The sequence below is a fragment of the Nocardiopsis listeri NBRC 13360 genome, assembly GCF_001570765.1.
Taxonomy (GTDB): domain Bacteria; phylum Actinomycetota; class Actinomycetes; order Streptosporangiales; family Streptosporangiaceae; genus Nocardiopsis; species Nocardiopsis listeri.
Genome location: NZ_BCSH01000040.1, coordinates 1 through 13,763, shown reverse-complemented (window position 1 = coordinate 13,763; position 13,763 = coordinate 1). Strand labels below are relative to the sequence as shown.

Here is a 13,763-nt window from a genome sequence, read left to right as displayed (position 1 = left end):
ATGGCTGAACTTCTCTACCGACTAGGGCGTGCCTCGGCACGGCGCGCCCGCACCGTCATCGTGCTCTGGCTGACCCTGCTGGTCGCCGCGGGCGGTGCCTTCTTCCTCTTCTCGGGAGAGCTGGAGGATGGTTTCTCCATCCCCGGCACCGCCACCGACCAGGTGAACCAGCGCCTCAAGACCGAGTTCGAGGGCATGGGCGGCGGCGCCGGCACCATCATCTACGAGACCGACGACGGCGAGCCCTTCACCGACGAACAGAAGGAGGCCATCGGTGAGCGGGTCGACCTCGCCACCGAGGTCGACGGGGTCGAGGGTGTCGTCGACCCGTTCGCCACCGAGGACGAGCGCGCCGAACAGGTCGAGCTCCTCCAGGACGGGCGCGAACAGATCGACGACGCCCGCGCCGAGATCGAGGCCGGCCAGGAGGAACTGGACGAGAACCGTGCCCAGGCCGAGGCCGCGGGGATGCTCGACCAGATGGAGGAGGCCCTCGACGGCGGACAGGACGAGATCGACCAGGGCCTGGAGACCCTGGAAACCGAGGAGGAACAGCTCGAACAGGGCGAGGCCCTGATGGAGATGGCCGACGGCATCGGCACCGTCTCCGAGGGCGGCAACGCCGCCATGGTGATGGTCTCCTTCGCCGACGCGCAGGAGGAGGTCTCCCAGGAGACCCGCGACGCCGTCATCTCCGTCTTCGAGTCGGAACCGGTCGACGGGGCCACCGTCGAGTTCGCCGACGACATCGCCATGGAGCTGCCCAGCCTGGTCAGCAAGGCCGAGATCATCGGCGTTGTCGTCGCCGGCGTCGTCCTGGTGGTCATGCTCGGCACCCTCATCGGAGCCGGCCTGCCGATCCTCACCGCCCTCGTCGGTGTGGGTATCGCCACCCTGATCACCATGGCGCTGTCCGGTGTCCTGGCCATCGCCGACATCACCCCGATCCTGGGCCTCATGCTCGGCCTGGCGGTGGGCATCGACTACGCGCTGTTCATCGTCAACCGGCACCGACGTCAACTCAAGCAGGGGCTGGAGCTCCAAGAGTCCGTCGGCCTGGCCAACGGCACCGCGGGCAACGCCGTGGTGTTCGCCGGAGCCACCGTGCTCATCGCCCTGCTGGGTCTGAACCTGACCGGTATCGGCTTCCTCGGCCTCATGGGCAGCGTCGGCGCCATCGCCATCGCCATCGCGGTGATCGTCGCCATCACCCTCATCCCGGCGCTGCTGGGACTGGTGGGACGACGGATCCTGTCCAAGCGCGAGCGCGCCCGTCTGGGCACCGCATCCGCCAACGGCCAGGCGGCCGAGAAGCCCGGCCACATCAAGCCGATGTCCAACATCCGGGCGATCGGCCGAGCCGCCATCGCCGTCATCGTCCTGGGCGTCATCGCCCTGCCGGTCCTGGACCTGCGCCAGGGCCTGCCGGACGGTTCCTCCCAGTCGGTCGACTCCACCCAGTACAGGGCCTACGTCGCCGTCCAGGAGAACTTCGGCGAGGGCCAGAACGGTCCGCTCCTGGTCACCGCGGACCTGCCCGGCGGCCCTGACGACGACGAGGCCGAGGCCAACGCCGAGCAGTACCAGCACGAGGTCGCCGACGCGATCTACGCGCTGGAGGACGTCGAGGCGGTGGCGCCCATCGATGTCTCCGACGACCAGACCCTGGCCATCTTCCAGGTCGAACCGGCGGAGGGCCCCTCCAGCGAGTCCACCGAGGACCTCGTCCACACGCTGCGCGGCATGGAACCCATCCACGGCGAGGCGCCGCTCGGCGTCGCCGGTATGGCCAGCGGCAACATCGACATCTCCGAGCAGATCGCCGGTGCCCTGCCCACCTATCTGACCGTGGTCGTGGGCCTGTCCCTGGTCATCCTGTTGCTGGTGTTCCGGTCGATCTTCGTGCCGGTGGTGGCCACGCTCGGGTTCATCCTGTCCTACTTCGCCGCCCTGGGCGGCGTGGTCGCCGTCTACCAGTGGGGTTGGCTCGGCGGTCTGCTCGGGATGGAGAACCCGGGGCCCGTGCTGAGCTTCCTGCCCACGATCATGGTGGGCATCCTGTTCGGCCTGGCCATGGACTACATGCTCTTCATCGGTACCGGCATGCGCGAGGCCTACGTGCACGGCGCCCCGGCCCGCCTCGCGGTGGTGCAGGGCTTCCGGGCCGGCCGTTCGGTGGTCACCGCCGCCGCGATCATCATGATCTCGGTGTTCGGCGGGTTCATCTTCTCCGAGATGATGATGATCAGCTCCGTGGGCTTCGGGCTCGCGTTCGGTGTGCTGCTGGACGCGTTCCTGGTCCGGATGCTGCTCATCCCCGCGGTGATGCACCTGGCCGGTGACGCCGCCTGGTGGCTGCCCAAGTGGCTGGAGCGTGTGCTGCCCGACGTCGACGTGGAAGGATCTGCCCTGGAACGCGCCCACCTGCACCAGGACGAGTCGGCCGAGCAGACCGATGAGGACCGGAAGCCGACCGAGACGAGCGACCCCGGACCGGGTGTCACCTCCGGTCGTCACTGATCCGTACTGATCCGTACTCGGGCCCGGTGGAGCGCCCGGCATCACGCCGGTACCGCCCACCGGGCCTTCGTCACGCAAGGGCGCCGATCCCGCTAGGGTGAGCGCGTGAAAAAGCCCGTGAACCCCCTCCTGGGCACGCTTTCGTGGCTGGGTTACATCGCGCACCGTCACAAACCCCTGGCCCTGACGTTGTCCGGGCTCCTGGTCGCCTTCGGCGGTATCGTCTCCGGAATCGTGATCTGGTGGGGAGTGCCGCCCATCGTCGTCGGCGTGGTCATCCCCGCCCTCGACCTTTGGTGGGAACGGCGCAGCAAGAACAACAACGAACTCACCTCCGCCCGGGAGAAGGTCCTGGAGGAGGCGCTCGCGCCGCTGTTGGAACTGGCCGCCACCGCCACCTTCCGCCCCCGTGACAAGAGGGTGGAGACCGCCGAGGCCGCGGCGATGCGGGTGGCGGGCGACCTGCGCGCCGCCTTCGTCTCGGTACCGGGGGTGCGAGCCGTGGTGTTCGTGGTCTCCAACGACGGGCGACGGATGGAACCCCGTTTCCCCGCGGGGCGCCCCGACCGTCCCCGCGACTTCGTCCGCGGCACCGAACGCGGTGACCAGGCCTTCCGCATCCTCGACGAACTACCCGGCCGGTTCGTCATCGTCGAGGACCTGCGCTCGGAGGGCGCCGACACCCCCTATTGGGCGGGCACCGGAGCCCACTACAGCACCTTCATCGCCGCGCCGATCCGTTCCACCGAACACGCCTTCGGAATGGTCACCATCGACGCCCCCGACCCGGGCAGCCTGGACCACCAGCACGGATCCACGATCGCTTTGTTCGCCGCCGCACTGGGTATATTGTTCGCGGAGGCGGCCCGAGGCGCGACCGGAGGGCCCGACCCCGAAAAAAGGAATGGTCGTGATGGGAAAGTTCAAACTGACCAGCCCCCGCGAGAACTACCTGGCCGAGAAAACGGAAACTCCCGAGGAAAAGCTCAAGAGGGCTCTTGAGGAAGTGCGCTGCGAACGCCGCAAGCGCGACCGGGCGCTACTGCGCTCGACCGGCGTGGCCCGCCCCGCCTGACCCCTCGGGCGCCCCCATGCCCTCAAAGACCCCCGCGGCGCAGGACACCGCCGCGCAGTACCGCCCGCACGCCGCGCTCGGGTTCGGCCAGCACCGACAGATCCGTCAGCGGGTCACCGTCCACGACGACCAGGTCGGCGCGCGCCCCCGTGCGTAGTGTGCCGACCTCGCCCTCCAGATCCAGCAGGGCCGCCGCCTCACTGGTGGCCGCGCGCACCACGTCGGCCGCGGGCTGGACCTCGCCGCGAATGGCGAACTCCGCGCTCTGGTGGACCTGCATGCCACCGAGCAGGTCCGTGCCGAACACCAGGCGCACCCCGCCCTCGTGTGCCATGCGCAGGGCCTCCAGACCCCGGTGCAGCACCGTGTCCACCTTCGCCCGACTCTCGGGGGGAAGCCCGTGGCGAGCCCCCTGCCGGGACAGTTCGCGGTAGGTGACCAGAGTCGGGACCAGGAAGGCGCCGTGCTCCACGAACAGCTCCACGCTGCTCTCGTCGATGAGATTGCCGTGCTCGACGCAGCGAACCCCCAGACGCAACCCGCGGTTGACCGCCCGAGCGGTGTAGGCGTGCCCGGTGACGTAGCGATCGGCGGCCTCGGCCTCCTCCACGACCGCGCGCAGCTCGTCCTCGGAGGACTGGGTGGAGTCGATCCGGTCGGTGGGCGAGGCCACCCCGCCCGAGAGCATCACCTTGACGTGGTGGGCGCCGGTGCGCAGCTGTTCACGTGCGGCGCGGCGGAACTCGATGGGCCCGTCACAGATCAGACCCGCCCCGGGGCAGCATCCGTGCTGGTCGGTGCCGTGCCTGCCGCGTGGACGGAAGTCTCCGTGCCCGCCGGTCTGGGACAGGGCCTTGCCGCCGAAGAGCAGGCGGGGTCCGTCGATGAGTCCGTCGTCCACGGCCTCGGCGAGTCCCCAGTCGGCGCCGCCGACGTCGCGAACGGTGGTGAACCCCCGGCCGAGCATGTCGGACAGTGAGTTCGAGGCGTAGGCGGCCACGTAGGAGGGGGAGTGGTCGGCGACGGCGCCCAGGTCGGCGCTCAACGCGGTGGCGTGCACGTGGGCGTCGATGAGGCCGGGCATGAGCGTGGCCCCGGCGAGGTCGACCGTCTCGGACCGGTCGGTGACGCTCGCTGGGACCTCACCCGTACCACGGGCCGCGATGAGGCCGTCCTCGACGAGGAGCCAGCTCCCGGGCGCGCGTGTTCCGGTCTCGGGATCGAGCAGCGCGGTGTTCGTGTACACGATGGGGCGCGGGTGGTCGGTCACGGGGAACCTCCAGGCGTGGGTGCACGGGCCCGTCGTGGGATGGGCCACGACGATGAGATGCAATATACGTTGCATCTGGGCGTCGTTGTCCAGCGGGGGTGATATCGCTGGGTTCGGCGCGAACCGGGCGGTCCGGATCGCTCGAACGGAGAACGGACAGGGCGATGGCGGACTGGATCGAGGAGACACTGGAGCGCGGGCGCGCGGGCAGGGCCACCGAGAGGGTGCTGCGGGTGCTGCGCGACGAGCCCAGGTTCGCCTCCTACGCGACCGCCGCCGAAGTGGCCGAACGGGCCGAGGTCAACGTCGCGACGGTGGTGCGGGCCGGCCAACAGTTGGGTTACTCCGGCTGGCCGGCGCTGCGCGTGGAGTTGCGTTCGCGCTACCTGGCCTCGCTCAGCGCGGGGGAGGTGCTGGCCGAGCACGCCGGCTCCGACGCCGATCCGGTGCGGGCCGCGGTGCGTTCGGATCGGGAGAACCTGCGTCTGCTGGAGCGGACCCTGGAGCCCGGCCGGGTCCGCGCGGTGGCCGCGGCCCTGCACGAGGCGCGCAGGTCCCTGGTCCTGGGCTCGGGCACCTTCGCCGCGCCGGGGGTCCAGCTCTCCCACGCCGCCCAGATCATGGGCTACGACGTGCGACTCCACGACTCCGGTGGCACCTCTTTGGTCAACGCCCTGGCGCGGCTGGGCGAGCGTGATCTGTTGGTGGTCTGTGATCTGTGGATGCTCCCCGTGGCGCTGGGTCGGGCCGCGCGTATGGCCGCCGACGAATCGGTGCCGATCGCGCTGATCACGGACCGTCGGGACTCGCCCCTGGTCGCCGTGGCCGACCACGTCGTCGTCGTGCCCAGCGAGGGAGTGGGCATGTTCCCCTCGCTGACCACGGCGATGGTGATCGTGCACGCGATCCTGGCCGAGCTGGCCAGGATCGGGGGCGAGACGGCCCTGGCCGCGGTGCGTCGCACCGAGCGGCTGTGGGAGCAGGCGGAACTCTTCTAGGTGATCCAGGTCACATAGAATGCAACATCTATTGCATTATTGCTGTCGTTGCTGGTTACATCGGGCCTCAGTCGAACCCCTCCGTCTCCCTCTCGAGGCCATCCATGCAAACGACGCACCTGATCCTCATCACCCTCTACCTCGTGGTGATGGTCGGGATCGGCCTGTACTACACCCGATCCGCCAAGGTCCGCACGGGTGAGGACTTCCTCTTCGCCGGGCGGAGCCTGTCCACCCCCGTCATGATCGCGACCCTCGTCGTCACCTGGGTCGGATCGGGCACCATCATCGGCGGCGCGAACTTCGCCTACAACCACGGCCCCATGGCGGGCATGGTCTTCTTCGCCGGCACACCCCTGGGAATCCTCGTCCTGTTGTTGGCCGCGCGCCGCATCCGCAGGGCGGCCCGCCACACCGTCCCCGAACTGCTCGAAGCCCGCTTCGGCACCGGGGTCCGCACGGTCGCCGCCGTGGTCACCACCATCGCCTACATCGGTCTGGTCGCCTCCCAGTTCGTCGGTGGAGGCTACGTCCTCGCGCTCATCACGCCGCTCAGCACCACCCAGGGCGCATTGGTCGTCGCGGTGGTCGTCACCATCCTCACCGTCACCGGAGGCCTGTTCTCGGTCGCCTACACCGACTTCGTCTCCGCCATCCTCGTCTTCGGCGCGCTGATCGTGGCGGTGCCGCTCATCCTGGTCGCCGTCGGCGGACTGCCCGCCTACTGGGAGGGGCTTCCCGAGGCCGCGCGCACCCCCACCGGTGGCCTCGGCCCACTCCAGCTGCTCGGCTACTTCCTGCCGCTGTTCCTGCTCCTGCTCGCCGACCAGAACCTCTACCAGCGACTGGCCGCGGCCAAGGACGAACGCGCCGCCCGCAACTCCACCCTGGGCATGCTCATCGCCGGCTTCTTCGTGTTCGTCCCCGTGATCATGTTGGCCACCTCCGCCGCCGTGCTCATGCCCGATATCAACGGCGACGAGTCCGTGCTGCGCCTTGCCTCCGACGGACACCTGCCCACCATCATCGGCGGACTGCTGCTGGCCGGCGCGGTCGCGTTCGTCGTCACCACCGGATCGTCCTTCATGCTGTCGGGCGCCTCCAACATCGCCTACGACCTGTTCGCCAGGTTCGCCGGTGACAGAATCGGCGAACGGGGCACCCTGGTGGTGCAGCGCACCTCGGTCGTGGCCATCGCCCTGGTCGCCATCGCCCTGGGCCTGTACTTCCCCACCGTGCTCGACCTGCAGATGTACTCCTACACGATCTACGGCGCGGCCATCACCCCGGCCGTCCTGGCGGTCCTGTTCTGGAAGCGCGCCACCACCGCCGGCGCGGTGGCGGCCCTGATCACCGGATCCGCCGTCACCATCGGCTGGGAGGTCGCGGGGGCGCCCGGCGGCTTCAACGGCGTGATCGTGGCGCTGCCCGCGGCCGTGTTGGCCCTGGTGATCGCCAGTCTGCTCAGCAAGGCTCCGGACGCGAGCACCCTGGAGGCCGCCGGCGTGGACTGAAGCCCGAGGCCGGAAGTGGACAGAGGGGGGCGTCCCAGGCCCCGGACCCGGCCCGGGGCCTAGGATCGGCGGTGGCCGTGACCACTCGGCGCACGCGTGCCAACACACCACCAGGAGGCCGAAGGTGTCCGACCCCCGACACCACTACCAGCTGCGGGACAACCACGGCACGTCCATCCAAGGGGACCGGGTCTCCGTCACCTTCATGGAGCCGAAGCCGCCCGCGCCGCCGCACCAGGCGCCCAACGCCGATCGCAAGTACACCAACCGCGTCGACGAACTCGCCCGACTGGAGAGTGTGGCCGCGCAGGTCCTACGGGAACGACGTGGCGCGCTCGCCCTGCTCACCGGGGATCGGGGGGTCGGCAAGAGCGTCACCCTCGCGGAGGTGGCCCACCGGGTGGGACGCGGGTTCGAGGCCGGCGACCTCTACTTCGACCTGCGCGACTGGCGGAACGGGGAAGGCGTGCTCGACGTGGCGGCGGTGCTGCGCCGCATGCTCGCCGAACTCCAGGTGGGGGACGTGGGTGAGGAGACCGACGCGTCGGTCCTGCACGGCAGGCTGCGCAGGATCACCACGGGTGAGCCGCTTCTACTGCTCCTGGACGGGGTCGCCGACGAGAGGGATCTTCGATCCCTGTCTTTGGGCACCGGACCGCACCTGGTCGTGGCCGCCTGTGCCTTCGGATTCACCTCGACCGCGGAGTTGGTGGCAGGTGGAGCCGAAGCCGTCACCCTCACGGCGTTGGGCGGGGACGACTCGCTCGCGCTCCTACGCTCCTTCCACGGTGTCGACCGGCGTCTGCGGGACCGTGACGAACGGGTCGCGGCCGAACGACTCGTCGAACTCTGTGGGGGCCTGCCCGCGGCCCTGAGGATGGCCGCTGGACACATCGAGGCCCAGGAACTGGGCGTGGCCGAACTGGTGAGCGCGATCCGGGAACGGCAACGTTCCACCTTCCCGCCACGGAGCGGCGCCGAGGTCGTGGTCGACCTCGCGGTCTCCGGTCTGGCACCCGATCAGCGCCGGGTCCTCGACGTCCTCGCCATGGACCCGGGCCGCGGCTTCGACCGGGAACTGGCCCACCTGGTGCTGAAGGAGCGGGCCGACGAAGTACTGAACGGACTGGCCGAGGCCGGACTGCTGCATCGCGGCCAGGGCGGCGGTCGCGGGATGGTGGAACTGGTCCGCAAAAGGGTCCGAGAGGAGGCGGGTGAGAAGTGGGCCTCCGACGTGGCCGCCGTGCTGCGCTACCACACCGTCACCCACCATCTGGCCGATCGTGCGGCACTGGGGGAACGACACCGGCTCACCGACGACCTGCCCACCGCCGAACTCACCGTTCCGCCCGGCGACCACCTGGTCCCCTTCGACGGCCGGCGGGAGGCGGCGGAGTGGCAGGACCGTCGGATCGAGCGTGTCCCCGAACTGATGTCCCTGGCTCTGGAACTCGACCGCCCCCTGGCGGTGCCGGCACTGGCCGACGCGGTCTGGCCGACCTGCTACGGCCGTCGTCGTCTCAAGACCGGCGTTCCCATCTATCAACGTGCCCTGGAAGTGGCACGGCGGTTGGAACACCACGGTGCCGTCGCCCGCTGCGCCAACTACCTCGCCCGTCTGTACATCGAGCTCGACATGACGGAACGGGCGCTTCCCCTGGTCGCCGAGGCCGAACGCGAGGCCGAACGCACCGACCACGAACTCGACCGCGCGGTGGTCTTGGAGACACAGGCGCTGCTCAAGGAACGCGAGCCCGACCTGCCAGGGCTGCCCGCGTCCTCTCCGAGTGAACTGCTCACCCGTTGCCGGCGGATCCACCGGGAGGCGGGACGTCCGCGCGGTGAGGCGATGCAGACCTACCAACTGGGTGGCCAGGCCCTACGCCGAGGCGATCCCGCCCACGCGCTCCAGGAGCTCACCCACGCGGAGGACATCGCCGACCGGCGTATCGCCGAGCTCGTCGCGGAGAGCCCGCACCGGTGGGCACGGTGGGTCGTGGACGACTGGAAGCAGCTTCGGGCCCGGATCCGACTGCTTCTGGCCCGGGCCCTGGCCGGGATCGACCGAACCGAAGAGGCCGCGCTCAAGGCCGAAGAGGCTCTGGAGGTCTTCGTCCAGATGGCAGACCCCGTCAAACAGGTGCGCGGCGCGCGGCTCCTGGCCGAACTGGATCGTGCACGAGACGAACACGACCTGTCCCGCAAGCGGTTGGAGTGGGCCGGGAAGGTCGCCGGCCATTACCACCTGGAGACCGAGTCCGCCAAGATCCGGCGTGAACTCCACCGTTAGCCCGAGACTTCCTCGACATCCCCCAGAAAAGCGAATTCCGGCGGGGGGGGGGTGCCTTTCAGGCGCAGGGTTCGCTCACCCACACGAACGGGCAACCCCCGGTGCCAGGCCCGCCACGGGCATGCCCGGCGTGACCAGGCCACGGCGGCGGCCGCCACGATGGCGGCGTCCAGGGGATGGACGCCGTGTACGTCGTGCACCCGCATCGCCGCGCCGGAACGATCCAACAACAGTGTGGAGTTCCGGTCCAGGGCGGCGACCGCCGATCGGGCACGCGGGTAGGAGGCGATCCGTTCCTTCACCCAGGAGACGGAGTCCGACTCACTCCGTACCCGCCGACGCGACCAGGAGTCGGCGGCGTCCCGACGAGGGAGGGCGGTGTCCTCGGCGTCCACGACCAACGGGCGGGTGGCGGCCTCCTCCGGTGGCCCGATGGGCACGGCCGAAGGGTGGCGTCGCAGACGCAGCTCCGTCTCCTCCGCCCCCTCAACGGCCGCCGAGTCGATCCGCCAGGCGGTGATGTCGTCGACCTGGGGTCGCAGGTCGGGCAAGGGCGGGAAATAGGCGGGGCGTTCGGGTTCGGGCAGATCCAGCAGTGAATACAGTACCGTCCGGAGCCGGGATGCCGAGTCGCCGTGGTGTTCGATGAGCAGATCGGCCACCGGCGGAACGGAGGACCGTGCCGCCAGCTCCACCTGTTCGACCAGGCGTCCCGACCCCAGACGCGGCAACAGAGAACCGAACTCCAACAGGGGCGAGGCCGGGTCGATGTCGGCGGTGTCGAAGGCCGCGAGCAGCACCGGTCGGCCCAGAGCGGCCGCGTAGTAGGTCACCGAACCCACGTCGCCCACCACCACGTCCGAGGCGATCAGGGCAGCGCGCCATCCTTCCTCCGGAGGGATCAGGGCCAGCCCCGCCTCGATCTCGTCGGCCAACCACAGCTCCAACTGGGCCCGTCCGCGCGATCGCCACACGTTGGGGTGGGCGATGAGTGCCACCCGGTACTCGTCGTGGGGGAGCTCGGCGAGCAAGGCCCGCACCAGGTCGCGGCGCGCGCCCAACAACGACCCCCGGTTCCAGGTGGAGGAGACCACCACCAGCCGACGGTCGTCCACGTTCAGGGCTTGCCGGTACCGGTCGCGTCGCCCGCCGGCGGCGAGCATCCGATCAAAGGCGGGATCGCCCACCACCACACCACGGCCTCGGGCCGCCGGAAGCACTCGATGGAGACGTTCGAGCTGTTCACGGTGCGAGTACAGGAATCGCGCCGCGATGGGTTCGCCCTCGTGGAGGAGTTCGCCCGGATCCAGCCCGGAGGCCCTTGCCAACGAACCAGGGGCGGAGCCCACCCGTCGGTTGTGTCCGATCCCGTGCGGCATGAGTACCAGCGGGGCCGGCACCCGGTGCGGATCGCCCTTGGTGCTGGCGGCCAACGCCAGATCATGCCGGGTACGAAGGGCCTCTTCCCAGGGCAGGACCTCGTCGACACCGGCGGTGCGCAGCAGGGATTCGATCCCGGACTCGGAGGCCGAACCGGGGGTGACGGTGAAGGTGACCCCTACTCGCTCATCGGCCAGCAGCGAGGTGACGTCCAGCAGCCGCCCGGCGGCGGGGACACTGCGCACGACGGCGAGGACCTCGCGCCTGGGGGAGAGGGTCGCCCATTCGGGCGCTCGACGCTTCACGTTTCGGTTCTCGGAGCTCTCTGGATCGCCGGTCCGGTTCGTCCCGGTTCGGCAGGTCAGCTTACGGGAGCTCCGGTCAGGGCGCGCGATCGACCTGGGGTATCGACTCCAGGTGCGACAGAGACCATAGGCGAGACCAGGGGCGACAACCGTGCCGCACAGGGTGGCCCATGGCGATGTTCTCCGATCACGACGAAGGGTCGCCGCCCGTGATCGAACACCGGCGACGACCCTTGTCCCTCGGGAGCGCCCTACCGCTCCTCGACGACCTCGAATTCGAGGACGTCGGTGAACTCGCGGCCGTAGGAGTCGATCGCGGTCACCTCGGCGGTGTGGGTGCCGGCCTCGAGGTCGCCGGGCAGATCGAACCGCCACAGGTGCATGGTCCGGTCGGCGAGGCTGCCGCCGTGCACCAGCTGCTGGGCGACCGCGTGCGGGTCGGAGTACTCGACACCGACGTTGACGTCCTCACCCTCCAACAACTGGGTGCGGGTGGCCTCCTCGGCGGGGGCTCCATCGACGGCGACCTCGACGGTCGAACCGGTGGAACCCAAGAAGAAGTTGGTCGTCAGCCAGGTGCCGTCGGCCAGGTCGGCCCGGTCGAGCACCAAAGGCTCGTCCAGTTCGGGCGCCTCCCCGGCGGGGTCGTCGTTCCACTCCTGGCGCTCGTCGAACCACTCGCGGAAGGTGGGGCTGTTCAGTCCGAGCTGCGTTTGCACCTCGTCGGACTCGCCCGTGACGGTGTAACGCTCCTGGAACTTGTTGCCCTCCACGTCCAGCGTCACCACGCCGGGGCGACCACCGTCGCGGCCGATCGCGGTGGGGTAGCCGTCCTCGCCGACCTCGCCGGAGTACCAGTCACCGGAGATCGCGCCCGCAGTGATGTGCGGGAAGGGGATCCCCTCGATGCCGAAGAGGTCCCGCCAGCCCGCGGCGTCGTCGCCGGCCTTGAGGTTCTCGATGCTGTGGCTGTGTCCGGACACCGCGACGGCCTCACGGCCCTCCAGTAGCTCGTGCACCCGGACGACCTGGTCGACCTGGTGTACCGGGGAGCTCTCGTCGGCGTAGTTGAGCAGACCGATGTGCCCGGCGACCACGATCAACTTGTCGTCCGACACGTTCTCCAGGTCGCTCTCCAACCAGTCCAGCTGATCGTCGCTGATCCGGCCGTTGTACGACGGGCTTCCCTCCGGGTCGGCGCAGTGCTCCTCGATACCCTCGGGGCTGTCCTCGGCCGCCGCGCACGGGTAGTCGACGGTGTTCAGCGCGACCACGTGCACCTCGCCCACGTCGTAGGAATAGTAGGCGGGGGCCAGCTGCGCGCGGAAGGTGTCGAAGGAGTGCGCGGCGATCGGTGCGTCGAAGTCGAGGTCGTGGTTGCCGGGCAGGAACCGGGCGGGACCGTTGGTCTCGGCGGTCAGTTCCTTGATGTCGGGGTAGAGCGACAGGTCATCGCCCACGATGTCGCCCACGAACAGAGTGCCGCAACCCGCGTAGTCGTCACGTTCGGACAGGTCCTTGATGGCACCGGCCCTTGCGTACTCGACCTCCTGCTTGTCGTAGGTCTGCAGGTCACCGGCGATGACACAGCTCTGTGCCGCCTCAGCGGTCAGCTCGCTCTCCACCAGGGGGAAGTTGATCGCGGCGGGTAGCGGCCCGGTCGGCTCGATGCCCCCGTAGCGCAGATCGGGGGAGCCCTCGGGCAGGTGGTTGTAGTGGAACTGCGGAACGTTGTACTCGTCCACCGGTACCTGGTACCCGGACGGCTGGGTGATCGACACGGTCATGTTGTCGAAGACGGGCAGTTCGTACTCGCCCTGGTCGTCGGTCCGCACCACGTCGCGGCCGTTGGTCACCGTGACCCCGGCCAGCCCGGACTCGCCGTCGCTTGCGCTGTCCCGGTCCGAGTCGACGAACACCTTGCCGGTCAGCACCGAGTCGTTCTCGGGACCGTTCTCGGCCTGGACGACCTCGATCGCGCCACGATAGGCGATGTCGTCCCAGTCCTGTGCCTGGTCCGGCGAAGCGGTGGCGGGCACCAGCGTGAGGGCGCCGACGAGGACCGCGGCCGTAGACACGGTGAGGAGGGCACGGGAACAGCGTCGTGTCTTTGAAGGGGAGGAGGGGTTTCGAGGATGTTGGGAATGTGTCGTGAGCATGCGGATTGCTCTCCGTCGCCTCGGGGGTGAAGCCGGTCGGGGGACCGACGGAAAGCAACCTTCGTCGACGGGACTGAACGTGGACCCAGTTGCCGACCAACAGTCGATTATCGGTCGGTGACGTGTTGTTCACTCATCGTTAGATGAGGTGGCTTGGGTGGTGGATGAGGAGAGGGAACGGAGCGGAGGGGAACGGAGCGGAGGGGAAGGGTGGAGGGAGTTGGCGTCCTGCGAGTGTGTGGGTGGTGAGGG

At 69.4% G+C, this 13,763-nt stretch carries 8 protein-coding genes; 5 read left to right on the top strand and 3 right to left on the bottom strand.

The features are described 5' to 3' along the window. Together NLI01S_RS13225 and NLI01S_RS13220 are read left to right on the top strand one after the other, a co-directional pair. Entirely contained in the window at nucleotides 1-2,520 is a 2,520-nt protein-coding gene (locus tag NLI01S_RS13225) for an MMPL family transporter (protein WP_067604172.1), read from the top strand. Between the two features lie 105 nt (nucleotides 2,521-2,625). Then, on the top strand, nucleotides 2,626-3,522 hold the full coding sequence (locus tag NLI01S_RS13220; protein WP_157091026.1) for a GAF domain-containing protein: 897 nt from the start codon (nucleotides 2,626-2,628) through the stop codon (nucleotides 3,520-3,522). Between the two features lie 95 nt (nucleotides 3,523-3,617). Here the strand turns inward: NLI01S_RS13220 and NLI01S_RS13215 are convergent, their stop codons facing one another. Next, complete coding sequence (locus NLI01S_RS13215) at nucleotides 3,618-4,865, bottom strand: metal-dependent hydrolase family protein (RefSeq protein WP_067604167.1); 1,248 nt, start codon at nucleotides 4,863-4,865, stop codon at nucleotides 3,618-3,620. A 164-nt stretch (nucleotides 4,866-5,029) separates the two neighbouring features. Between NLI01S_RS13215 and NLI01S_RS13210 the strand changes: the two genes are divergently transcribed. The 3 genes from NLI01S_RS13210 (at nucleotide 5,030) to NLI01S_RS13200 (ending at nucleotide 9,667) form a co-directional block, all read left to right on the top strand. Next, nucleotides 5,030-5,863 (top strand): MurR/RpiR family transcriptional regulator, encoded by an 834-nt coding sequence (locus NLI01S_RS13210; protein ID WP_067604165.1) that lies wholly within the window; start codon nucleotides 5,030-5,032, stop codon nucleotides 5,861-5,863. A 104-nt stretch (nucleotides 5,864-5,967) separates the two neighbouring features. After that, nucleotides 5,968-7,377 (top strand): sodium:solute symporter family protein, encoded by a 1,410-nt coding sequence (locus NLI01S_RS13205; protein ID WP_067604163.1) that lies wholly within the window; start codon nucleotides 5,968-5,970, stop codon nucleotides 7,375-7,377. Nucleotides 7,378-7,501: 124 nt separating this feature from the next. Then, on the top strand, nucleotides 7,502-9,667 hold the full coding sequence (locus tag NLI01S_RS13200; RefSeq protein ID WP_067604161.1) for an NB-ARC domain-containing protein: 2,166 nt from the start codon (nucleotides 7,502-7,504) through the stop codon (nucleotides 9,665-9,667). Here the strand turns inward: NLI01S_RS13200 and NLI01S_RS13195 are convergent. Together NLI01S_RS13195 and NLI01S_RS13190 are read right to left on the bottom strand one after the other, a co-directional pair. After that, on the bottom strand, nucleotides 9,664-11,352 hold the full coding sequence (locus tag NLI01S_RS13195; RefSeq protein WP_067604159.1) for a translation initiation factor IF-2: 1,689 nt from the start codon (nucleotides 11,350-11,352) through the stop codon (nucleotides 9,664-9,666). The genes NLI01S_RS13200 and NLI01S_RS13195 overlap by 4 nt on opposite strands. Before the next feature lie 251 nt (nucleotides 11,353-11,603). Next, nucleotides 11,604-13,430, bottom strand: coding sequence for a calcineurin-like phosphoesterase C-terminal domain-containing protein (locus NLI01S_RS13190; RefSeq protein WP_067604157.1), 1,827 nt, complete (start codon nucleotides 13,428-13,430; stop codon nucleotides 11,604-11,606). Nucleotides 13,431-13,763 lie beyond the last annotated feature (333 nt).